This window comes from Buttiauxella massiliensis, from assembly GCF_902500225.1.
Lineage (GTDB): Bacteria > Pseudomonadota > Gammaproteobacteria > Enterobacterales > Enterobacteriaceae > Buttiauxella > Buttiauxella massiliensis.
In genome coordinates, this window is record NZ_LR722649.1 from 193,301 (window position 1) to 216,595 (window position 23,295).

General features: G+C 50.3%; 22 protein-coding genes. 17 read left to right on the forward strand and 5 right to left on the reverse strand.

Features of this window, described 5'->3' with window-relative positions; genetic code table 11:
* Positions 1-15: 15 nt before the first annotated feature.
* The 10 genes from osmY to yjjJ all read left to right on the forward strand — a co-directional run bounded on the left by osmY (position 16) and on the right by yjjJ (position 10,694).
* Positions 16-633 (forward strand): molecular chaperone OsmY, encoded by a 618-nt coding sequence (gene osmY / locus GC128_RS03205; RefSeq protein ID WP_151993071.1) that lies wholly within the window; start codon positions 16-18, stop codon positions 631-633.
* 139 nt (positions 634-772) lie between these two features.
* Positions 773-934: a DUF1328 domain-containing protein gene (locus GC128_RS03210; protein WP_064513877.1), complete on the forward strand. Its 162-nt coding sequence runs from the start codon at positions 773-775 to the stop codon at positions 932-934.
* 256 nt (positions 935-1,190) lie between these two features.
* On the forward strand, positions 1,191-2,261 hold the full coding sequence (locus tag GC128_RS03215) for a patatin-like phospholipase family protein (RefSeq protein WP_151993072.1): 1,071 nt from the start codon (positions 1,191-1,193) through the stop codon (positions 2,259-2,261).
* Complete coding sequence (locus GC128_RS03220; RefSeq protein WP_151993073.1) at positions 2,258-3,037, forward strand: TatD family hydrolase; 780 nt, start codon at positions 2,258-2,260, stop codon at positions 3,035-3,037. Before GC128_RS03215 ends, GC128_RS03220 begins: the two co-directional genes overlap by 4 nt.
* Before the next feature lie 167 nt (positions 3,038-3,204).
* Positions 3,205-4,482 carry a NupC/NupG family nucleoside CNT transporter gene (locus tag GC128_RS03225; protein WP_064513871.1) on the forward strand — a complete coding sequence of 426 codons (1,278 nt, stop codon included), beginning with the start codon at positions 3,205-3,207 and terminating at the stop codon, positions 4,480-4,482.
* A 235-nt stretch (positions 4,483-4,717) separates the two neighbouring features.
* A complete protein-coding gene (deoC, locus tag GC128_RS03230; protein ID WP_034459476.1) occupies positions 4,718-5,497 on the forward strand; it encodes a deoxyribose-phosphate aldolase in 780 nt (259 codons plus the stop codon).
* Positions 5,498-5,748: 251 nt separating this feature from the next.
* Positions 5,749-7,068 (forward strand): thymidine phosphorylase, encoded by a 1,320-nt coding sequence (deoA, locus tag GC128_RS03240; protein WP_064513866.1) that lies wholly within the window; start codon positions 5,749-5,751, stop codon positions 7,066-7,068.
* 73 nt (positions 7,069-7,141) lie between these two features.
* The gene (gene deoB, locus GC128_RS03245; RefSeq protein ID WP_151993075.1) at positions 7,142-8,365 is read left to right on the forward strand and encodes a phosphopentomutase; all 1,224 of its coding nucleotides are present in this window, start codon (positions 7,142-7,144) and stop codon (positions 8,363-8,365) included.
* 141 nt (positions 8,366-8,506) lie between these two features.
* Positions 8,507-9,226, forward strand: coding sequence for a purine-nucleoside phosphorylase (gene deoD / locus GC128_RS03250; RefSeq protein ID WP_034459469.1), 720 nt, complete (start codon positions 8,507-8,509; stop codon positions 9,224-9,226).
* A 139-nt stretch (positions 9,227-9,365) separates the two neighbouring features.
* On the forward strand, positions 9,366-10,694 hold the full coding sequence (gene yjjJ, locus GC128_RS03255) for a type II toxin-antitoxin system HipA family toxin YjjJ (protein ID WP_151993076.1): 1,329 nt from the start codon (positions 9,366-9,368) through the stop codon (positions 10,692-10,694).
* Here yjjJ and lplA read toward each other — a convergent pair.
* On the reverse strand, positions 10,691-11,707 hold the full coding sequence (lplA, locus tag GC128_RS03260; protein ID WP_151993077.1) for a lipoate--protein ligase LplA: 1,017 nt from the start codon (positions 11,705-11,707) through the stop codon (positions 10,691-10,693). The genes yjjJ and lplA overlap by 4 nt on opposite strands.
* Positions 11,708-11,726: 19 nt before the next feature.
* Positions 11,727-12,377, reverse strand: a complete 651-nt coding sequence (locus GC128_RS03265) for a YtjB family periplasmic protein (RefSeq protein WP_151993078.1) — start codon at positions 12,375-12,377, stop codon at positions 11,727-11,729.
* A 107-nt stretch (positions 12,378-12,484) separates the two neighbouring features.
* Here GC128_RS03265 and serB point away from each other — a divergent pair, with 107 nt between their 5' ends.
* The 3 genes from serB to nadR are packed head-to-tail and all read left to right on the forward strand — an operon-like array spanning position 12,485 to position 16,122.
* Positions 12,485-13,462 (forward strand): phosphoserine phosphatase, encoded by a 978-nt coding sequence (gene serB, locus GC128_RS03270; RefSeq protein WP_151993079.1) that lies wholly within the window; start codon positions 12,485-12,487, stop codon positions 13,460-13,462.
* Positions 13,462-14,853, forward strand: a complete 1,392-nt coding sequence (gene radA / locus GC128_RS03275) for a DNA repair protein RadA (RefSeq protein ID WP_151993080.1) — start codon at positions 13,462-13,464, stop codon at positions 14,851-14,853. The genes serB and radA overlap by 1 nt, the downstream gene beginning before the upstream one ends.
* 36 nt (positions 14,854-14,889) lie before the next feature.
* On the forward strand, positions 14,890-16,122 hold the full coding sequence (gene nadR / locus GC128_RS03280; protein WP_151993081.1) for a multifunctional transcriptional regulator/nicotinamide-nucleotide adenylyltransferase/ribosylnicotinamide kinase NadR: 1,233 nt from the start codon (positions 14,890-14,892) through the stop codon (positions 16,120-16,122).
* 44 nt (positions 16,123-16,166) lie between these two features.
* Here nadR and ettA read toward each other — a convergent pair whose 3' ends face one another.
* Entirely contained in the window at positions 16,167-17,834 is a 1,668-nt protein-coding gene (gene ettA, locus GC128_RS03285; protein WP_064513850.1) for an energy-dependent translational throttle protein EttA, read from the reverse strand.
* 231 nt (positions 17,835-18,065) lie between these two features.
* Between ettA and sltY the strand changes: the two genes are divergently transcribed.
* Both sltY and trpR read left to right on the forward strand, forming a co-directional pair.
* Positions 18,066-20,000 (forward strand): murein transglycosylase, encoded by a 1,935-nt coding sequence (gene sltY / locus GC128_RS03290; protein ID WP_151993082.1) that lies wholly within the window; start codon positions 18,066-18,068, stop codon positions 19,998-20,000.
* Positions 20,001-20,062: 62 nt separating this feature from the next.
* Positions 20,063-20,392: a trp operon repressor gene (trpR, locus tag GC128_RS03295; RefSeq protein ID WP_151993083.1), complete on the forward strand. Its 330-nt coding sequence runs from the start codon at positions 20,063-20,065 to the stop codon at positions 20,390-20,392.
* Here trpR and yjjX read toward each other — a convergent pair.
* Positions 20,389-20,904, reverse strand: coding sequence for an inosine/xanthosine triphosphatase (gene yjjX, locus GC128_RS03300; protein ID WP_151993084.1), 516 nt, complete (start codon positions 20,902-20,904; stop codon positions 20,389-20,391). The two genes, trpR and yjjX, sit on opposite strands and share 4 nt — an antisense overlap.
* A gap of 51 nt (positions 20,905-20,955) precedes the next feature.
* On the opposite strand from yjjX, the gene gpmB reads away from it, so the two are divergent.
* Positions 20,956-21,603, forward strand: a complete 648-nt coding sequence (gene gpmB / locus GC128_RS03305) for a 2,3-diphosphoglycerate-dependent phosphoglycerate mutase GpmB (protein ID WP_151993085.1) — start codon at positions 20,956-20,958, stop codon at positions 21,601-21,603.
* A 143-nt stretch (positions 21,604-21,746) separates the two neighbouring features.
* Here the strand turns inward: gpmB and robA are convergent, their stop codons facing one another.
* Positions 21,747-22,616, reverse strand: a complete 870-nt coding sequence (gene robA, locus GC128_RS03310; RefSeq protein ID WP_034459448.1) for an MDR efflux pump AcrAB transcriptional activator RobA — start codon at positions 22,614-22,616, stop codon at positions 21,747-21,749.
* Between the two features lie 208 nt (positions 22,617-22,824).
* Between robA and creA the strand changes: the two genes are divergently transcribed.
* Complete coding sequence (gene creA / locus GC128_RS03315) at positions 22,825-23,295, forward strand: protein CreA (RefSeq protein ID WP_151993086.1); 471 nt, start codon at positions 22,825-22,827, stop codon at positions 23,293-23,295.

A 23,295-nucleotide genomic window follows, 5' to 3' on the forward strand; every position in this document is an offset into this window, starting at 1 on the left:
TATAGGAATTAATCGATGACTATGACTACGACTAAGATTTCTAAAACTCTGTTAGCTGTTGTTCTTGGCTCTGTGCTGGCAAGCGGTAGCGCTTTAGCAGAAGACAAGATGCTTAACAAAACCGAATCGACAGCGGACACAGCAGGCGAAAAAATCGATAGCTCCGTGAAAGACGTCGGTAATTTTATGGATGACAGTGCAATTACTGCCAAAGTAAAAGCTGCACTGGTCGATCATGACAGCATCAAAAGCACTGATATCTCAGTGAAAACGGACAAGAAAGTGGTAACGCTAAGTGGCTTTGTTGAAAGCCAGGCGCAGGCCGAACAGGCCGTGACTGTCGCAAAAGGCGTGGAAGGAGTTTCTTCCGTGAGCGATAAACTTCATGTGCGTAACGGGTCTGATAAATCTGTCAGCGGTTATGCAGGCGATACCGCGACCACTAGCGAAATTAAAGCTAAACTTTTAGCTGATGACATCGTCCCTTCACGTCACGTGAAAGTGGAAACCACTGAAGGTGTTGTACAGCTATCCGGTACCGTGGAATCGAATGCGCAGTCTGCTCGAGCCGAGAGTATCGCTAAAGCAGTTGATGGCGTGAAAAGCGTCAAAAACGACCTGAAAGTGAAGTAACAGGGCATATAGAAACTTTCTCCTTCGGTGTAATGCCGGGGGAGTAGGTCAGCAACATCGTTACTCAATATCGCCAATGAGTGTGTATCTGGCACTCATCCAGAAGCGATTCGGGTTCATTATGGTTAAGGAGAAGCTTATGTTTCGTTGGGGCATTATTTTTCTGGTCATTGCGTTGATTGCAGCAGCACTGGGTTTTGGTACTCTCGCGGGTACTGCGGCAGGTGCAGCAAAAATTGTCTTCGTGGTAGGTATTATTCTGTTCTTGGTTAGCCTGTTTATGGGTCGAAAACGCCCATAGCGATATTTACGTGCTATAACATTTAGAGACAGACCAGAGAGCCAGTCTACATAGACTGGCTCTCGCGTTTTTAATCGACTATCAAATAACCCATAATAAATAACCAATAATAAATATCCTTTAGATTTTGAGTTGCAGGTAGGCGGCCAGGGAGAGCATCCCCAGGAGCTTACTGAAGTAAGTGACTGGGGTGATTGAGCGCAGCCAACACCCCTGCGACTTGAAAGATGAAGGATAAAGAACCAAGGAAAGCAGGGTGGGACAAAGAATACCCGTAACGCTCGGCAATATTTCGCCGCTTGCGCTTCAAAAGTTTCGTCCCGGAAAACTCGCCATTGTTTGTGAAGGCGGCGGGCAGCGTGGGATATTCACAGCCGGCGTGCTGGACGAATTTATGCGCGCTAATTTCAACCCGTTTGACCTCTTCTTAGGCACTTCTGCCGGTGCGCAAAACCTTTCGGCTTACGTTTGTCACCAGCCCGGTTATGCCAGAAGAGTGATCACTCGTTTTACGACGACTCGCGAATTTTTTGATCCTCTACGCTTTGTGCGTGGTGGGCATCTCATCGATCTCGATTGGCTAGTGGAATCCACTTCCACCAAAATCCCGCTTTCAATGACGACGGCCGAAAAGCTATTTGAATCCGGTAAAGCGTTCTACATGTGCGCTTGTCGCAGCGATGACTACACGCCGGGATATTTTTCCCCTGACAGCGGCACATGGCTGAATCTTCTAAAAGCCTCAAGCGCGATTCCAGGTTTTTACCGTAGCGGGGTGGAGATTGACGGCATCGGTTACCAGGACGGTGGAATAAGCGATGCGGTTCCGGTGAGAGAAGCTGTACGCCTGGGGGCTGATACACTGGTGGTGATTCGTACCGTCCCTTCGCAAATGTATTACACACCTGAATGGTTTAAACGCATGGAGCGCTGGCTTGGCGACAGTAGCCTGCAGCCCTTATTAAACCTGGTGCATCACCATGAAGCCAGCTATCGCGAGATTCAGAACTTCATTGAAAAGCCGCCAGGTAAACTGCGTATCTTCGAGATTTACCCGCCGAAACCATTGATGAGCTCTGCATTGGGCAGCCGATTACCTGCGCTAAATACCGACTATAAAACTGGACGTCTGTGCGGGCGTTACTTCCTCGCAACCATCGGGAAATTGCTCTCGGATAAGCCGCCAATAAAACGCCACCTGCCGCGTATTGTTGTTCCGGGTCCAGTGGTCGTTCCGCAGACTGTGGTCACTGAGCCATTGTCTAAAGCGGTGATTGAAACACCAGAAGCTAACGACTCCACTTTCAATAACGAAGATACGGCGTGACGATGACGTTTTATGATACCCATTGTCACTTCGACTTTCCGCCGTTTAGCGATGATGAAGCCAACAGCATTGCCCTTGCGGCGCAAGCGGGCGTAACAAAAATCATTGTTCCGGCAATCGAAGCAGACCGCTTTAGCACGGTGCTGGCGCTGGCAGACAACTATCCGGCGCTATATGCCGCGCTGGGTTTGCATCCGATAGTGATTCATAAGCATCAGGATGCATCTTTGGCGCTGCTCGAACATCATCTGAAACAGCGTCCGGAAAAATTAGTGGCTATCGGTGAGATAGGACTCGATCTTTATATGGAAAATCCGCTTTTTGATAAACAAGAAGCGATGCTGGATGCCCAGCTAAAACTGGCAAAACGTTATGATTTACCTGTCATTCTCCATTCACGCCGCACGCACGACAAACTTGCCGCGCATTTGAAGCGTCATAATTTACCGCGCACTGGTGTGGTACATGGCTTCTCGGGGAGCCTGCAACAGGCCGAACGTTTTGTGGCGATGGGTTACAAAATTGGTGTTGGTGGAACGATTACGTACCCACGAGCCAGCAAAACGCGCGATGTTATGGCGCGCTTACCCCTTAGTGCGCTGGTTCTGGAAACGGATGCACCTGATATGCCGCTTAACGGCTGGCAGGGGCAGCCGAATCGCCCGGAACGCATTGTTAATGTTTTTCAGACACTTTCTACACTGCGTTCAGAACCTCCCGAAGTTATCGCTAACGTGATTATTAATAACTGCAATGAACTATTCGCAATGAAATAGTAAGTAACAAAATGTGACTTAGCTCACTTAATAAGACAAACGTTTCTGTGAATGTCTATAAATACGTGATTGCCATTCCATTTGCTGGCCTCCCTGCCGTTATAATCCCGCCTCGCTAAAGTTTTTTAGCTCGCTTTCCTTTTCCATTCAATACACAGGGATTCTGTATGCAACTACTCATGGGATTGATCGGCATGATCGTTCTGCTGCTGATCGCCGTTTTACTTTCCAGTAATCGCAAAGCAATTAATCTGCGCACTGTTTTAGGCGCATGGATTATTCAGGTCGGTATCGGGGCGCTAATCCTGTATGTTCCGGTCGGTCGCCAGGTTCTGCTCGCTATGTCTGAAGGGGTCGCTAACGTAATTGGTTACGGTAATGCGGGTATTTCCTTCCTGTTCGGCGGCTTAGTTTCAGACAAAATGTTCGAAGTCTTTGGCGGCGGTGGCTTTATTTTCGCACTGCGTGTTCTGCCAATTATTGTCTTCTTCTCCTCACTGATTGCTGTGCTGTATTACCTTGGCATTATGCAGTTTGTAATTCGTATTCTCGGCGGTGGTCTGCGTAAGATTCTGAAAACCTCTCGTACAGAATCTCTTTCTGCAACAGCAAACATCTTTGTTGGTCAGACTGAAGCTCCGCTGGTTGTTCGTCCTTATATCGCCACTATGACGCGTTCAGAACTGTTCGCTGTAATGTGTGGTGGTTTGGCTTCTGTTGCAGGTTCAGTACTGGCAGGTTACGCGCAAATGGGCGTGCCATTAGAGTACCTAATTGCCGCTTCATTCATGGCAGCCCCTGGCGGGTTACTGTTCGCCAAAATTATCCTGCCTGAGACTGAAACGCCAAACGACTCGCCAGAACTGGACTCTTTGAAAAATGATCCAGACCGCCCGGCAAACGTGCTGGATGCGGCGGCATCGGGTGCAGCATCTGGTATGCAACTGGCTCTAAACGTGGGCGCAATGCTGCTGGCGTTTGTTGCTTTGATTGCGCTGCTTAACGGCATGCTTTCTGGCATTGGTGGTTGGTTCAACTATCCGCAACTGTCTATGGAATTGATTCTCGGCTGGGTGTTCTCACCACTGGCATGGGTTATCGGTGTACCGTGGAGTGAAGCTAACGTTGCAGGTTCCTTCATCGGCCAGAAGTTAATCATCAACGAATTTGTTGCTTACCTGAACTTCGGGGAATACCTGAAAGATGACGCGACTGTAGCGGCAGCAGGTCTGCAAGTTCTGTCAGATCACACCAAAGCAATTATCTCCTTCGCTCTGTGTGGTTTTGCTAACCTTTCTTCTATCGCTATCCTGATTGGTGGACTTGGAAGCATGGCTCCAAACCGTCGTCATGATATTGCACAGTTAGGTCTTAAGGCTGTAGCAGCAGGTACATTGTCAAACCTGATGAGTGCCACAATTGCCGGGGTCTTCCTGTCATTATAAAAAACAGATGTTAAAATTATAACATCTCTGTGAAATCAATGGCTGGCGCTTGCGTCGGCCATTTTTTATATCTGGCGATGAATTTTCCGTTATCGCTCGTTGTTAAATCACATATACTGTACAAATTATGTAATTTCATCGTGGCTTTTGTGAAGCTATCCGCAAAACCATCTGGGTTGTGAATGTTATAATTATAACATCGCAACTGATTCTATATCTTTTGTTGGAGAATGTTATGACCGATTTAACTGCAAGCAGCCTGCGCGCCCTGAAACTGATGGATCTGACCACTCTGAATGATGATGACACTAATGAAAAAGTGATCGCACTTTGTCATCAGGCAAAAACTTCAGTGGGCAACACCGCAGCTATTTGTATCTACCCGCGTTTCATCCCAATCGCACGTAAGACTCTGAATGCTCAGGGCACTCCTGATATTCGCATCGCTACGGTGACCAACTTCCCACACGGCAACGACGACATCGAAATCGCGTTGGCTGAAACTCGTGCTGCTATCGCCTATGGCGCAGACGAAGTTGATGTGGTGTTCCCATACCGTGCGCTGATCGCCGGTAACGAACAAGTTGGTTTCGAACTGGTGAAAGCCTGTAAAGAAGCCTGTGCTGCGGCTAACGTTTTGCTGAAAGTGATCATCGAAACTGGTGAGCTGAAAGAAGAAGCGCTGATTCGTAAAGCTTCTGAAATCTCCATCAAAGCAGGCGCTGATTTCATCAAAACCTCTACTGGTAAAGTGCCAGTCAACGCAACACCTGAAAGCGCACGCATCATGATGGAAGTTATTCGTGATATGGGCGTTGAAAAAACTGTTGGTTTCAAACCAGCTGGTGGCGTGCGTACTGCTGAAGATGCAGCGCTGTTCCTGTCTATCGCTGATGATTTATTTGGTGCTGACTGGGCTGATTCCCGTCACTACCGTTTTGGTGCTTCCAGCCTGCTCGCAAGCTTGTTAAAAGCGCTGGGCCATGGCGACGGTAAAAGCGCCAGCAGCTACTAATTACTCATCATACTTCAAGCTGCAGGTGTGTTGGCTGCGCGCTCTCACCCCAGTCACTTACTCATGTAAGCTCCTGGGGATTGATGAGAGACTCCTGTCTCTCACCGGAGGCCAGCCTTTGGCTGTTCAAATTCGTTCCCGACGAATTTGTCGTTCTCTTGCCGCCTGCCTGCAACTCGAATTATTTAGAGTAATATTTATTCGTGGCGGGTTCCCCGCCGCATTTCACCTGATGCACTCAGGGGGTTACCTTGTTCCTCGCTCAAGAAATTATTCGTAAAAAACGTGATGGCCATGCTCTAAGTGATGAGGAGATTCGTTTCTTCATTAATGGTATTCGAGATAACACCATCTCCGAAGGGCAGATTGCCGCACTGGCAATGACTATCTTCTTCCACGACATGACTATGCCTGAACGCGTATCACTGACCATGGCGATGCGAGATTCAGGAACCGTGTTGGATTGGAAGAGCCTTAACCTAAATGGCCCAATCGTTGATAAACATTCAACGGGCGGCGTGGGTGATGTGACGTCCTTAATGCTTGGCCCAATGGTGGCGGCATGTGGTGGTTATATCCCAATGATCTCTGGCCGCGGTTTAGGCCACACTGGCGGCACGCTCGATAAACTCGAAGCGATCCCAGGCTTTGATATTTTCCCGGACGATAACCGTTTCCGCGACATCATTAAAAATGTCGGCGTGGCGATTATCGGCCAGACTAACTCCCTTGCTCCGGCTGACAAGCGTTTCTACGCGACACGTGACATTACCGCGACCGTAGACTCCATCCCGTTGATCACCGCATCAATTCTTGCGAAGAAACTCGCAGAAGGCCTGGATGCGTTAGTGATGGATGTGAAAGTGGGCAGTGGCGCATTTATGCCAACGTATGAGCTTTCTGAATTACTGGCTGAAGCGATTGTTGGCGTGGCAAATGGCGCGGGCGTTAAAACCACGGCGCTGCTCACCGACATGAACCAGGTGCTGGCATCCAGCGCGGGTAATGCTGTTGAAGTGCGTGAAGCCGTGCAGTTCCTGACTGGCGAATACGTCAATCCACGTCTGCATGAAGTGACCATGGCGCTGTGCGTGGAAATGTTACTTTCCGGTAACCTTGCGAAAGACGACGCCGAAGCGCGTGCCAAACTGCAAGCAGTGCTGGATAACGGTAAAGCAGCAGAAGTATTTGGTCGTATGGTTGCAGCTCAAAAAGGGCCGGCAGATTTCGTCGAAAATTACGCGAAATACCTGCCAACCGCGGTTCTGAGCAAACCTGTATTCGCAGACCGTGCTGGTTTCGTAAATCAGATGGACACTCGTGCATTAGGTATGGCGGTCGTTTCCATGGGCGGTGGTCGTCGTCAGGCCTCTGATTCTCTTGACTACAGTGTTGGCTTTACCGACATGGCTCGTCTGGGCGAGAGTGTAGATACCTCCCGTCCACTGGCAGTGATTCATGCAGCAAGTGAAGCTCAATGGCAGGAAGCGGCACGTGCTGTTAAAGCGGCAATTAAAGTTAACGAAACCGCACCGGCACAAACGCCAGATGTGTATCGCCGTATTAGCTAATTGCTGGCATACTGATCTGATCACTTTTTGAAACGCCTCCGGGCGTTTCAGGCGCAACGACGCAGGAGAAATTATGAAACGTGCATTTATTATGGTGCTGGACTCTTTCGGTATCGGCGCAACAGAAGATGCAGCAAAATTTGGCGATGTCGGCTCTGATACTTTCGGGCACATTGCAGAGGCTTGTGCCAAAGGCGAAGCAGACAAAGGCCGTAAAGGACCACTGAATTTGCCAAACCTGACCCGCCTGGGTCTGGTAAAAGCCGCCGAAGGCTCTACTGGTAAAATTCCAGCTGGTATGGACGGTAATGCAGAAGTTATCGGTGCATATGGCTGGGCGCATGAGCTTTCATCAGGTAAAGATACGCCGTCTGGTCACTGGGAAATCGCCGGTGTTCCTGTGTTATTCGACTGGGGTTACTTCTCTGATACGCAAAACAGCTTCCCGCAGGAATTGCTGGATAAACTGGTTGAGCGTGCAAACCTGCCTGGTTACCTCGGTAACTGCCACTCTTCCGGTACTGTGATTCTGGATGAACTGGGCGAAGAGCATATGAAAACCGGCAAGCCGATTTTCTATACCTCTGCTGACTCCGTGTTTCAGATTGCTTGCCACGAAGAGACTTACGGCCTGGACAAACTCTATGAGCTGTGCGAAATCGCACGTGAAGAGTTGACCGAAGGTGGCTACAACATTGGCCGTGTTATCGCGCGTCCCTTTGTTGGCGATAAAGCGGGTAACTTCCAGCGCACTGGTAACCGCCATGACCTGGCTGTTGAACCACCAGCACCAACCGTGTTGAAAAAACTGGTTGATGAGAAAAATGGCCACGTGGTTTCCGTGGGCAAAATTGCGGATATCTACGCTGAAGTCGGTATCACCAAAAAAGTGAAAGCGACGGGCCTGGATGCGCTGTTTGATGCCACCATCAAAGAGATGAAAGAAGCGGGCGACGACACTATCGTGTTCACCAACTTCGTTGATTTCGACTCATCTTATGGCCACCGCCGTGACGTTGCGGGTTATGCCGCAGCACTAGAACTGTTTGACCGCCGCCTGCCGGAACTGATGGAACTGCTGAAAGAGGACGATATTCTGATCCTCACCGCTGACCACGGTTGTGATCCAACCTGGCAAGGCACTGACCATACTCGTGAACACATTCCGGTATTGGTCTACGGCCCGAAAGTAAAAGCCGGTTCTCTGGGCCACCGTGAAACGTTTGCGGATATCGGTCAGACGGTTGCTAGCTATTTCGGTACGTCTCCGATGGATTACGGTAAGAACATGCTGTGATACCCGTCATTCTTCGAGCCGCAGGGGTGTTGGCTGCAAAAGCTCACCTGCGACTCGAATTATTTAGGGTATATGGATTACAGATTTGGGTGAGATGTTTTATCCGCCCAGACGTTTACCTCTTAAAACAAGGATATAGATATGGCAACGCCACATATTAATGCTGAAATGGGTGATTTCGCTGACGTCGTTTTGATGCCTGGGGACCCGCTGCGCGCAAAACACATCGCAGAAACTTTCCTCGAAGATGTTCGTGAAGTGAACAACGTGCGTGGCATGTTGGGCTTCACCGGTACTTATAAAGGCCGCAAAATCTCTGTAATGGGTCACGGTATGGGTATCCCGTCCTGCTCCATCTACACCAAAGAACTCATCACTGATTTCGGCGTGAAGAAAATCATTCGTGTGGGTTCTTGCGGCGCGGTTCGTGCTGATGTGAAACTGCGTGACGTGGTTATCGGCATGGGTGCTTGCACCGACTCTAAAGTGAACCGTCTGCGTTTCAAAGACCACGATTTCGCAGCTATTGCTGACTTCGATATGGTTCGCAATGCCGTTGATGCAGCTAAAGCGCTGGGCGTAGACGCTCGCGTAGGCAACATCTTCTCCGCGGACCTGTTCTACACGCCAGACCCAACCATGTTTGACGTAATGGAAAAATACGGCATCCTGGGTGTGGAAATGGAAGCTGCAGGTATCTACGGCGTGGCAGCAGAGTTCGGTGCTAAAGCACTGACTATCTGTACTGTATCTGACCATATCCGTACTCACGAGCAGACTACTGCTGAAGAGCGCCAGACTACCTTTAACGACATGATCAAGATTGCTCTTGAGTCTGTGTTACTGGGCGATAAAGAGTAAGATTCAAAAGGGTGCTTCGGCACCCTTTATTGTTCATAGTATCTATTCACTCAAACTCCTTCATTCTCCACACCTGCTTTACCTTTCAAATATATAGCGCTATAAATCTATTCAAGTATCTATTCACGAATCTATTCACATGAGCGATCTGACTGATTTATTACTCCACGGGCCACAAACTGCAAACTCCTTGCGGCAGCGTTTGGGTGTCAGCCAGGCGACGTTTTCACGTCTTGTAAATACTGAAAGTGATGTAATCAAAGCGGGGGCGGCCAGAGCGACTCAATATGCCCTGATCAGACCTGTGCGTCAGATTCGGCAGTTTCCATTGTGGCAAATAGATGATGCGGGGCAGGCCTGGCGTTTTGGTGACTTGTACCCCATCTGGCCGCAGGGAAGCTGTTTGGTGATATTGAATAATGGCACTGCACAATGGTTTAACGGTATCCCCTGGTATTTAACCGATCTACGTCCTCAGGGATTTTTGGGGCGGGCGTGGGGGCGACGCTTAGCGCAGCAAACAGGCTTACCGGAAGATATTCGCTTATGGCAGGAAGAAGATGTCCTTTTGGCATTGTCACAGCAGGTATCGGAAAACCTCGGCGGTTGGCTGGTGGGCGAGGGCAGTTATCGCAACTGGTTCGAAACGCCATTGCCGCAGCCCATTCAGACCGCCGTAAAACTGTCTGTTTATCGTGAAATGGCGAACGGTGCTCTGGCAGGCGACATTGTTGGGTCATCGGCAGGTGGTGAGCAGCCAAAGTTTACCTGCTATACGCAAACCGCAACGGGTCCAGTTCATGTCATTGTTAAATTTACCCCAGCTGTTCACAATGAAAATAGCCAGCGCTGGGCTGACTTACTTCATGCAGAGGAACTGGCTCTAAAGATTCTTAATCAGGCCAAAATTCCGGCATCAATAGCAAAAACATATACCTATAGTGAGCAGCAAACTTTCCTTGAGGTGGCTCGCTTTGATTGTATTGGACCGCAGGGACGCAAGGGCATTGTCTCTCTGGAAGCGGTGCAAAGTGAATTCGCGAGTAGTTCTCAGCCATGGCCGACGGTAATTGCCGAATTGTTGGCTCAGAAGAAAGTTGAATCTGCGACACTACGTCTAACGCAGCGAATTTGGGCGTTTGGTCGATTGATCGCTAACACTGATATGCATGCAGGGAATCTATCATTCTTTCTCTCCGATATGCCGCTGACCCTCGCTCCGGTTTACGACATGCTGCCGATGGCATTTGCCCCAAACAGTGCCGGAAGTATGCGCAGAGAAACGGTAAAACTGCAGATTGATCCCATCGTGCCGAGAGACATCTGGCTGGAAATGCTGATATTCGCACGGCAATTCTGGCTTGAGGCAAGCCAGAATCAGGAAATTAGCTCGCCGTTTCGCGAGCTATGCAAGGGGATGGCATTACAACTTGATACCGTTGAGGCAAGCGTTAAGCGGCTCGCCTAACGCACCGTCTGAGCAATCCACGCGCTCAACTCACGCAATTCCGTTTCTTGTTCCGGGAAATCGGCAATCAACGTCTCACACTGCTGCTGCAACATATCGCTACGATACAAACAACCCTGCAAGCGCGCCGCCAGAGCTTCCAGCGGGGCCGGATTCAGGCTATCAGTGAAGATTTGCGTGCGCGTGATATGTCCTTTCTCAACGTCGAAATGTAACTCAACGCCGCCCCAGGTAAAACGCTGATCCAACAAATGGCTGAATGCAGGAGCCTGGCCGAAATTCCATTCCCAACTGCTTTGGCGGGCAAAGGTTTCCGCAAATCCGGGTAGGTCGGGCAGGGCATCAGGCGAGATATGTTCCGCTTCAACGCGCTCGCCGTAATAAGCAAAGAATGATTCGCGCACAGCATCGCATATTTGCTCATGGGTTAAGCCTGGTAGCAGATCGCTGAGGTTTGCTACGCGTCCACGTACAGACGTTATCCCTTTGGCTTTAAGCTTTTTCTCATCTGGATTCAGGTAGTTAGTCAGACGACTTAAATCCGCGTTGAGCAACAGCGTGCCATGGTGGAAGCCGCGATCCATGGTTTCTTTATACGCGGAACCTGAAACTTTACGTGGCCCTTCAGCAGTGGCAACTTCCAGATCGTTGCGCCCGGAAGCAGTCGCGCTAATTCCCAGTGAATTGAGTGCATTAACCACAATAGCGGTAGAAACGCTTTTGTCGTATTCCGGTTTTCCAGCCATGAAGGTGAAGCAGGTATTCCCCAAATCGTGGAAAACCGCGCCGCCACCGCTGCTGCGCCTTGCCAGACGCACGTTATCTTCTTCCATGCGCCGGGTATTACACTCTTTCCACGGGTTTTGCGCCCGGCCAATAACTACGGTATCTGCGTTACGCCATAAAAAGAGTACGCGCTGGGTCGCGGGCATCTGGCGGAAAATGCACTCTTCTACGGCCAGGTTGAACCAGGGATCGTAAGAGTCAGAAATCAGTAGTCGTAAGGTAGTCATCGTAGAGATCCTTTCTTATTTACGGCTTATTGTCAGCCTGTTCTTCCTCATCATCTTTCACTTCGGTATTCGCAGTGAGAAGGAAAGGAGACTGCTGCCAGCGGGTGCGTTTTCCCTGCAAAAGGGTACGCGTCAGCACAATGCCAATTGCCAGTGCCAGCAACATCATCAGGCGCAAAATATTCGTGGTGTTATCCACCTGTTTAGCTTCGGTAGCGAGCGTGTGGGTATCAAGCGTGATTCGTAGATAGCCAACCGGCCCGTCTTTATCTTCAATCGGCTGAACAATTTGCTGATTGAAATAACTGCCTGCTTTTTTACCATCCAGCGCCAGCCTGTCACGCACGCCAATTCCTTCACCTGCTCGCGCGATTTGGCCTCCGCTATCGTCATAAACGCCCGCATCCAGAATACGGCTATCTTGAGTCAGTAATTTGAGGACGGCTGAAATCTTTTTCTCGTCTGGGTTTTCGGATTTCATCAGCGGTGTCAGGTTGTAACTCACCTGGCGCGCCAACGTTTTGGCCAGCTCTTCAAGCTGCACATTGCGGGCTTGTTGGTGGCCCTGACTAAACCACGACGCTCCCTGCATCAGCGCGACTAAAAGTGCGAGGCAGATAAGCACAATCACTGCACGATGCAGCCTGAATTTCATTTTTGCCCGAGCCATAATGCACCTTCAATAAATTGCTTACTTTAATGTTGCCAGAAGCAGCGTGGACAAGGTAGCCTCATGCGTTGTTTTGTCCTGGCCTTTATCTTTATTCTGGAGCTGTGATGCCAAATAGTCTGACCTGGTGCGACCTGCCGACCGATGTCTCCCTCTGGCCTGGGTTGCCGCTATCGTTAAGTGGTGATGAAGTCATGCCACTCGATTACCGTGCTGGCCGCAGCGGCTGGCTTCTGTATGGTCGGAATCTGGATAAAGAGTGCCTGAATCGTTACCAACGTAAGTTGGGCGCGGCGATGGTAATCGTCACCGCATGGTGTGTTGAAGACTATCAGGTTATTCGCCTGGCTGGTTCATTAACGCCGCGAGCTACAAAACTTGCGCATGACGCCGGGCTGGATGTCGCGCCACTGGGTAAAATCCCTCATCTGCGCACGCCTGGTTTGCTGGTGATGGACATGGATTCCACCGCCATCCAAATCGAATGCATTGACGAAATAGCCAAACTGGCGGGCACCGGCGAAATGGTAGCGGAAGTGACGGAGCGCGCGATGCGTGGCGAACTAGACTTCGCGGCAAGCCTGAAGCAACGCGTTGCGACCCTCAAAGGGGCAAATGCTTCTATTTTGCGCCAGGTCCGTGATGAACTGCCACTGATGCCAGGGCTGACTTCTCTTGTGCTTAAGCTCGAATCGTTAGGCTGGAAAGTGGCTATCGCTTCCGGTGGTTTCACCTTCTTCGCGGAGTATCTGCGCGACAAACTACATTTGCATGCGGTAGTGGCAAATGAGCTAGAAATTTGCGACGGCAAATTGACCGGTGAAGTCATTGGTCAAATTGTTGATGCCCAATTCAAAGCAGATACGCTTAAGCGCCTTGCGGATAAATATGAAATCCCTGTCGAACAAACTGTTGCGATTGGTGATGGCGCGAATGATTTACCGATGATTCTGTCTGCCGGGCTGGGCATCGCTTATCACGCGAAACCAAAGGTTAATGAGAAAACAGAAATCACCATCCGTCATGCTGATTTGATGGGTGTATTCTGTATTCTTTCAGGCAGTCTTATTCAGGAAGAACGCTAATGGCCAAAGCGCCGAAACGTGCATTTGTCTGCAACGAATGTGGTGCAGATTATCCTCGCTGGCAGGGGCAATGCAGCGCCTGCCATGCATGGAACACTATCACTGAGGTGCGTATTGCCGCCTCACCGACAGTTGCGCGTAACGAGCGTTTATCTGGTTATGCCGGTAGTGCGGGTGTCAGCAAAGTACAAAAACTCTCTGATATCAGCCTCGAAGAGCTGCCGCGTTTCTCCACCGGTTTTAAAGAGTTCGACCGCGTACTGGGCGGCGGCGTTGTGCCAGGTAGCGCTATTCTGATTGGCGGTAACCCAGGCGCGGGTAAATCCACGCTGCTGCTGCAAACACTGTGCAAACTCAGCGAACAAATGAAAACGCTGTACGTCACGGGTGAAGAGTCGCTGCAACAAGTGGCGATGCGCGCACACCGCTTAGGTTTGCCGACTAACAACCTGAATATGCTTTCGGAAACCGGCATCGAGCAAATCTGCATGATTGCCGAAGAAGAAGCGCCAAAGCTGATGGTCATCGACTCCATTCAGGTGATGCACATGGCCGACGTGCAATCGTCGCCAGGCAGTGTTGCGCAGGTGCGTGAGTCTGCCGCTTACCTGACGCGCTTTGCTAAAACGCGCGGTGTGGCAATTATCATGGTCGGCCACGTCACCAAAGATGGTTCACTTGCCGGGCCAAAAGTCCTCGAACACTGTATCGACTGCTCGGTGATGCTTGATGGCGATGCCGATTCCCGTTTCCGCACCCTGCGCAGCCATAAAAACCGCTTTGGTGCGGTGAACGAGCTGGGTGTGTTTGCCATGACGGAACAAGGGCTGCGTGAAGTGAGCAACCCTTCCGCTATCTTCCTGAGCCGTGGTGATGAAGTGACTCCCGGTAGTTCTGTGATGGTGGTGTGGGAAGGGACGCGTCCACTGCTGGTAGAGATTCAGGCGCTGGTGGATCAATCTATGATGTCCAACCCACGCAGGGTTGCTGTTGGTCTTGAGCAAAACCGTCTGGCAATTTTGTTGGCCGTTTTGCACCGCCATGGTGGGCTGCAAATGGCTGATCAGGATGTATTTGTAAACGTGGTTGGCGGTGTGAAAGTCACCGAAACCAGTGCTGACCTCGCGCTTTTACTGGCGATGGTTTCAAGTCTGCGCAACCGGGCTCTGCCACAAGATTTAGTGGTGTTTGGTGAGGTTGGGTTGGCCGGGGAAATTCGCCCGGTTCCAAGCGGCCAGGAACGTATTTCTGAAGCTGCAAAACACGGTTTTAAACGTGCGATTGTGCCGCAGGCGAATGTGCCGAAAAAACTACCGGAAGGGATGCAGGTCTTCGGGGTGAAAAAACTTGCTGATGCGCTGGCAGTGTTTGACGACTTACAAGACTTATAATTGTATATTCGCCCAATTTTGCAGGAGGCAGGCAGCATGTCGTCATTTGAGTATTTAAAAACCGCAATTCGCCAGCAGAACGTTACGCTGCAGCAAGTTGCGGAATCCTGCGGTATGACCAAGGGCTATCTGAGCCAGCTACTTAACGCCAAAATCAAAAGCCCAAGCGCTCAAAAACTTGAAGCCCTGCACCGTTTCCTCGGACTGGAGTTTCCCCGCCGTGAGAAAAAGGTCGGTATTGTATTCGGGAAGTTTTATCCACTGCATACCGGCCATATCTACTTGATTCAACGCGCCGCAAGCCAGGTTGATGAGTTACATATCATCATGGGCTATGACGAAACCCGCGACCGTCTTCTGTTTGAAGACAGTGCCATGTCGCAACAGCCGACGACCGGCGACCGTCTGCGCTGGTTGCTTCAGACCTTTAAGTACCAGAAAAACATTCGTATTCATTCGTTTAACGAAGAAGGGATGGAGCCATATCCACACGGTTGGGATGTCTGGAGCCGTGGTATCAAAGCTTTCATGGAAAGCAAAGGCATTAATCCTGACTGTATCTACACCTCTGAAGAGAATGATGCACCACGGTTTATCGAACAGCTCGGCATTGAAACGGTGCTTATCGACCCGAAACGCACATTTATGAATATCAGCGGTGGGCAGATTCGCGAAAACCCGTTCCGCTACTGGGAATACATTCCAACTGAAGTGAAACCGTTCTTTGTCCGAACCGTCGCGATTTTGGGCGGTGAGTCGAGCGGTAAGTCGTGGATGGTGAATAAGCTCGCCAATATTTTCAACACGACCAGCGCCTGGGAATACGGGCGTGACTATGTCTTTTCCCATCTGGGTGGCGATGAGATGGCACTGCAATATTCTGACTACGATAAAATTGCGATTGGCCATGCTCAGTACGTTGATTTTGCAGTTAAATATGCCAATAAAGTCGCTTTTATCGATACTGACTTTGTTACCACTCAGGCATTCTGTAAAAAATATGAAGGGCGTGAGCACCCATTTGTGCAGGCGCTGATTGATGAGTACCGCTTTGATCTAGTGATTTTGCTGGAAAACAACACGCCGTGGGTAGCCGATGGCTTGCGTAGCCTGGGCAGTGATACTGACAGGAAATCGTTCCAGAATCTTTTGGTGTCGATGCTTGATGAGAACAACATCAGCTACGTTCATGTAGAAGAACCTGACTACGATTCTCGCTTCTTGCGCTGTGTTGATTTGGTGAAGAACATGATTGGCGAGCGGGGATAATCGGGCTTGTCAAAAAAGGGGGCGCAGTAAGCGCCCCATTTTTATTACTTCGTTACGCGCTTGTACTTAATACGCTTAGGTTCCAGCGCATCCGCACCCAAGGTGCGTTTCTTGTACTCTTCGTACTCAGTAAAGTTGCCTTCAAAGAACTCCACTTTGCCTTCATCCTGGTAATCCAGAATGTGCGTGGCGATACGGTCAAGGAACCAACGGTCGTGCGAGATAACCATTGCACAGCCTGGGAATTCCAACAGGGCGTTTTCTAACGCGCGCAGGGTTTCGATATCCAGGTCGTTGGTTGGTTCATCGAGCAGCAGTACGTTGCCGCCAACTTGCAGTAATTTTGCAAGGTGCAGACGACCACGCTCACCACCGGACAACTCACCGACACGTTTACCCTGGTCGACGCCTTTGAAGTTAAAGCGACCAACGTACGCACGGCTTGGCATTTCGGTGTTACCGACGCGCATGATGTCCTGGCCGCCGGAAACTTCTTCCCACACGGTTTTGCTGTTGTCCATTGCGTCACGGAACTGATCGACAGACGCCAGTTTGACGGTTTCGCCCAGTTCAATGGTGCCACTATCTGGCTGTTCCTGGCCGGACATCATACGGAACAGGGTAGATTTACCCGCGCCGTTAGGACCGATGATCCCGACAATTGCACCTTTCGGTACAGAGAATGTCAGATCTTCAATCAGCAGGCGGTCGCCGTAGGATTTACGCAGATTGGTAACCTCAACGACTTTATCGCCCAGACGTGCGCCAGGTGGAATAAACAGTTCGTTGGTTTCGTTACGTTTCTGGTATTCAGTGTTGTTAAGCTCTTCAAAGCGAGCCAGACGCGCCTTGCCCTTAGACTGGCGGCCTTTCGCACCCTGACGTACCCACTCCAGCTCTTTCTCGATGGATTTACGGCGAGCCGCTTCCGAAGAGGCTTCCTGAGCCAGACGTTCGTCTTTCTGCTCAAGCCAGGAGGAGTAGTTACCTTCCCACGGAATACCTTCACCGCGGTCAAGTTCCAGAATCCAGCCTGCAACGTTATCGAGGAAGTAACGGTCGTGGGTAATCGCCACAACGGTGCCTTCGAAGTCGTGCAGGAAGCGCTCGAGCCACGCAACGGATTCAGCATCCAGGTGGTTCGTTGGTTCGTCGAGCAGCAGCATGTCTGGCTTTTCGAGCAGCAGGCGGCACAGCGCTACACGGCGACGTTCACCACCGGACAGGTTAGCAATTTTCGCATCCCAATCTGGCAGACGCAGCGCATCAGCAGCACGTTCCAGTTGCACGTTCAGGTTGTGACCGTCGTGTGCCTGAATGATTTCTTCAAATTTACCTTGTTGGGCAGCCAGCTTGTCGAAATCGGCGTCCGGCTCAGCGTATTTGGCATACACTTCGTCGAGGCCTTTCAGGGCATTAACGACTTCAGCTACGGCTTCTTCAACCGATTCACGGACGGTATGTTCAAGGTTGAGTTGCGGTTCTTGCGGCAAATAGCCGATTTTTAATCCAGGTTGTGGGCGCGCTTCGCCTTCGATGTCGGTATCAATGCCGGCCATAATGCGCAGCAGCGTGGATTTACCGGAGCCGTTCAGACCCAGTACGCCAATCTTGGCGCCAGGGAAGAAACTGAGAGAGATATTTTTCAGGATATGACGTTTCGGCGGAACAACTTTGCCGACTCGATGCATGGTATAAACGAATTGAGCCACAGTGCGACTTCGCCTCTTTTTCGTGATTTAAGATGGTTCGTATCAAAGGCGAAGTGTAGCCGTTTTCAGCAGGTAATCCCAGCAGGGGAAGTAGGATGTGTTACCCGAAACACTCTGGACAGTGTTATACCCAAAATAACGTGCTCTGGCGTGGCGAAACAGCAATAGCAGAGTTAGCATGAAGTAACCAATGGCGGCATGATGCTGCCTGTAAATATGTGAGGAGAACTTGTGGGGAAAGCCAAACAAGTCGCGGGACAATTGCTGGTGGCAATTGTAAGCCTTGCGGCATTAACTCATGCAGTTCGTGCGGACTCGCTCGATGAGCAACGCAGCCGATACGCACAAATCAAACAAGCGTGGGATAGCAAGCAAATGGATGTGGTGCAGCGAATGATGCCCACGTTGCAGGATTATCCTCTCTATCCTTATCTCGAATATCGCCAGATTACAGACGACTTAATGAATGAGCCAACGCTTGTCGTTAGTCGCTTTATTGAGGCAAATCCAACGCTGCCGCCAGCTCGCTCCCTGAAGTCACGCTTTGTGAATGAACTCGCCCGTCGTGAAGACTGGCGTGGCTTGCTGGCATTCAGCCCTGAGCAGCCGGGCACGACCGAATCTAAATGTAATTATTACTACGCAAAATGGAATACCGGCCAGGCGGATGCCGCATGGGTGGGAGCCAAAGATTTGTGGCTGACGGGGAAGAATCTGCCGTCAAGCTGTGACCGTTTATTCTCGGCGTGGCGCTCTTCAGGGTCTCAAGATCCGTTGGCCTATCTGGAGCGTATTCGCCTGGCAATGAAAGAGGGTAATACCTCGTTGGTCAATAGCCTCGCAAGCCAAATGCCTGCGGATTACCAAACCATCTCCAGCGCGCTAATAAATCTGCAAAATAACCCCAATTCGGTGCTGACATTTGCCCAAGCAGTGGGTGCAACAGACTTTACGCGTCAGGCTGCGGCAATAGCTTTTACCCGAGTGGCCCGGGATGACGTAGAAAATGCGCGCATGATGATCCCTTCACTGGTGCAAGCGCAGCAACTTAATGACTCTCAGGCTCAGGAACTCAGAGATACAGTCGCCTGGCGCTTGATGGGCAATGATGTTACAGCCGAACAGGCTGCATGGCGCGATGATGCCATTATGCGTTCAGAATCAACGACGCTAGTTGAAAGACGTGTACGTATGGCGCTTGGAACGGGCGATCGTACTGGCCTGAATACCTGGCTTGCGCGTTTACCGATGGAAGCCAAAGAGAAAGATGAATGGCGTTACTGGCAAGCAGATCTATTGTTGGAACGAGGCCGGGATGCGGAAGCCAAAGAGATTCTGCATTCTTTAATGCAGCAACGCGGATTTTACCCAATGGTGGCAGCCCAGCGTTTAGGGGAAGACTACCCGTTGCGTGTAGACAAAGCGGTAGCGGTGAATCCTGCGCTGGTCCAGGGGCCAGAAATGGCGCGAGTCCGCGAGTTAATGTACTGGCAGATGGATAACACTGCGCGCAGCGAATGGGCGAATTTAATCACCAGCCGCAGCAAACCAGAGCAAGAAGGATTGGCGCGTTACGCGTTTGATCAAAACTGGTGGGATCTTAGCGTACAGGCAACGATCGCCGGGAAGCTCTGGGATCATCTGGAGGAGCGTTTCCCTCTGGCGTATAAGGATGTTTTCTCTCGTTATGTTAGCGATAAAGATATCTCGCAAAGCTATGCAATGGCGATTGCGCGTCAGGAAAGTGCCTGGAACCCGAAAGTGAAATCACCTGTTGGAGCCAGCGGCTTGATGCAAGTTATGCCCGCTACGGCTGCGCATACTGTGAAAGTATTCAACATTCCCGGCTACAGCAGCCCTTCACAACTGCTCGACCCGGAAACCAATATCAATATTGGTACCACGTATTTGCAGTCCGTCTATCAGCAATTCGAGAACAACAGGATCTTCTCCTCAGCTGCGTATAACGCTGGGCCGGGCCGAGTCAGAACCTGGCTTGGTAACAGTGCCGGTCGCATCGATGCAGTTGCGTTTGTTGAGAGTATTCCCTTCTCAGAAACGCGCGGATATGTGAAAAACGTGCTGGCTTATGATGCGTATTATCAATACTTCATGGGTAAATCCGCACCGTTGCTGACGGACACGGAGTGGCAACGCCGTTATTGATTTTGGGGTGTCCATGTTATGCTATCGTACTAGTTAATTAGTATGAAGTAGGGTGGCATAACATGACTCAGCACTCTCAATACTCGGCAGAACATGCCGAACAAAGCAATCAAGAGTGGCTCCGCTTTGTGGAGTTGCTACAGCAATCGTTCGATAAGCAGCTGCATATGCCGTTGTTGATGTTGTTACTGACACCAGACGAACGCACAGCCCTTGGGACTCGTGTCAGAATTGTCGAAGAGTTACTGCGCGGCGAGATGAGTCAGCGTGAGCTTAAAAATGAACTGGGTGCGGGGATTGCGACTATTACCCGTGGCTCAAATAGCTTGAAATCTGCTCCACCAGATCTGCGTGCATGGCTGGAGCAGAAATTATTGAGCCCTAAAGGTTAACGATAAACATCGTTATGAAACGGGCTCAACGCCAGAATAACCGCCTGGTGGTAAACGCTACTGCGAGTTAATTTCCCGGCGGTAAACACGCCAATCGCACCCTCTTTACGGCCAATTTTATCGATACCGGTATAGCTGGACATCACAGGCCCTAATGCTTCGCCTGCGCGTACTTTTTCAAGAATGATGGCAGGAAGTGGAAGCGTTGCTGAACGGGCTTCGCCACGCTTATTTTGGTTTTCAATCACTACCCAACTGAATGTACTGTCATCATCAATTCCTGCCTCAACCGCCACCCAAAAATCAGCTTCCGGACGTACCTGACGGGCATTCATAATTCGGCATCGTGCGCCAGTTCGCGTTTCATGGTTTCCAAATGGCTGTTCAGGCACACCACTATCGACGGCGACGGGTTCAATATGGCAGCATCCCTCCCCATAGATATCGTCGAATGCCTGGTGAATTGCCTGAATTTTGGCTGGATTAGTTGTTGCGCAGACGACATGGTACATAATCAGTGAAACTCTCAAGAAATTGTTGCCGCAGTATAACGGAAAAAACGCATGTTACAGGTATACCTTGTTCGCCACGGCGAAACGCAGTGGAATGCGCAGCGCCGCATTCAGGGCCAGTCAGACAGTGCGCTGACTGAAAAAGGAGAACGCCAGGCCGAGCAGGTGGCTGAGCGTGTCAAAACGTTAGGCATCACGCATGTTATTGCCAGTGATTTAGGGCGTACGCGTCGTACCGCCGAAATCATCGCGCAGGCATGTGGTGTGGATATTACGCTGGATGCGCGTTTACGTGAGCTGGATATGGGCGTGCTAGAACGTCGTAATCTGGACACGCTAAGCGAAGAAGAAGAGAGCTGGCGTCGTCAGTTAGTTAATGGCACCGCTGATGGGCGTATTCCCGAAGGGGAAAGCATGCTCGAGATGAGTGAGCGTATGCATGCGGCTTTGAATGCTTGCCTTGATTTACCAGTTGGCAGTCGCCCGTTGCTGGTGAGCCACGGTATGGCGCTAGGTTGCCTGGTGAGTACGATTCTGGGATTACCGGCCTGGGCTGAACGTCGCTTACGTTTAAGAAACTGTTCGATTTCTCGGGTGGATCACCAGCAAAGCCCGTGGTTGGCTTCCGGCTGGGTGGTTGAAACGGCAGGGGATATCTCGCATTTAGATGCCCCTGCGTTGGATGAACTTCAGCGTTAGTTAACGACGTACACCCTTCATCCTTCAAGCCGCAGGGGTGTTGGCTGCACTCACTTACCCCAGTCACTTACTAAAGTAAGCTCCTGGGGATAAGCTCTCTTGCCGCCTGGCTGCAACTCGAATGCTAAAGGGTATATAGAAAATTAACGACGTACTGGAATCAGATACTCACATCTGATCTGCATCGGACGGTCATGAACACGCGCTTCTTCTTGCGGGAAGAAGCGTTCAATATCCTGGCCTTTGCGACGAGTCAGATTCAGGGACGGCATGCAGGTTCCGTAAATGGTCAGGATAAACTCCTGCAAACCCGTGCCCGGCCCTTCGTAGTCGAACTGCACGTAATCCCCACCTTCCAGGCTGACCGGATGAGAGTCAGGTAAGAACCCATTTGCCATTTCAGGTGTTAACGCTGTGGTATAGAAGACTTCTTGCTCGTCGTCTTTCTCGATGCTTGGGCGCGGCTCATGCAAACCGTATAGTACGCGCGGCAGTGTCGGAGAATTCCCGAGGAACTGTGTCCAGAACTGGATACGCATTTCATTACGGAAATCAGAGATTTGCTCAAGTGTGCAGCTGTAACTTTGCGTGACCCCCACCAGATGGGTTTTTGGCAGAGTGACAAATTGCGCTTGAGGAAGAGTAAACTCATCTAAACGCAACGGCGGACGCATGCCGAAAGCGCTCCAGTCAGGTGAGCGACGATAGAGTGCCGGTGTTTGGGCAAATTGCTTTTTGAAGGCGCGAGTGAAGGTCTGCTGAGAATCAAAGCGATACTGCAAAGCAATATCAAGGATAGGTCGAGCGGTTAAACGCAACGCCACCGCTGACTTTGATAAACGACGTGCGCGGATGTATGCACCGATGGCATGACCCGTAACATCTTTGAACATCCGTTGTAGATGCCACTTGGAATAACCTGCTTTTGCCGCCACATTATCCAGAGACAGTGACTGATCCAGGTGGCCTTCCAGCCAAGTTAATAGATCGCGAATGATCCCTGTCTGATCCATATAATATCCTCATCCTGACACGGTGAGTGCCGTCAATTTGGGCGATGATAGCACTTTTTGTTGTCATGACATTCAGAGTTTTTTTTAACAAGACGTGCCAAAATCAGTTACTCATTCGAACAATTTTATTAATAACGTGATATTTAACGGTTTTTTAGTCCAAGGTGTGAATAGTCGCTTAAGGCAATCATTAACTAATGGTAACAATATGAAATATAAAGTTTTAGTCGCGCTGAGTTCATTGCTGTTTATTTCAATGGGTGTTCAGGCGGAAGAAATCGGCTCAGTCGATACCGTTTTCAAGGTGTTTGGCCCTGACCATAAAATCGTTGTTGAGGCATTTGACGATCCGGATGTTAAAAACGTCACTTGCTATATTAGCCGTGCAAAAACGGGTGGCATTAAAGGTGGGCTAGGGCTAGCAGAAGATACTTCAGATGCGGCGATTTCTTGCCAGCAAGTTGGGCCAGTAGAGCTAAGCGAAAAAATAAAAGCTGGCAAAACTCAGGGTGATGTTGTGTTCCAGAAACGGACATCATTGGTGTTCAAGAAACTGCAAGTCGTGCGTTTCTATGATGCTAAACGTAACACTCTGGCCTATCTGGCGTATTCCGACAAAGTGGTTGAAGGCTCACCAAAAAATGCGCTGAGTGCGGTGCCAATTATGCCGTGGAAGTAA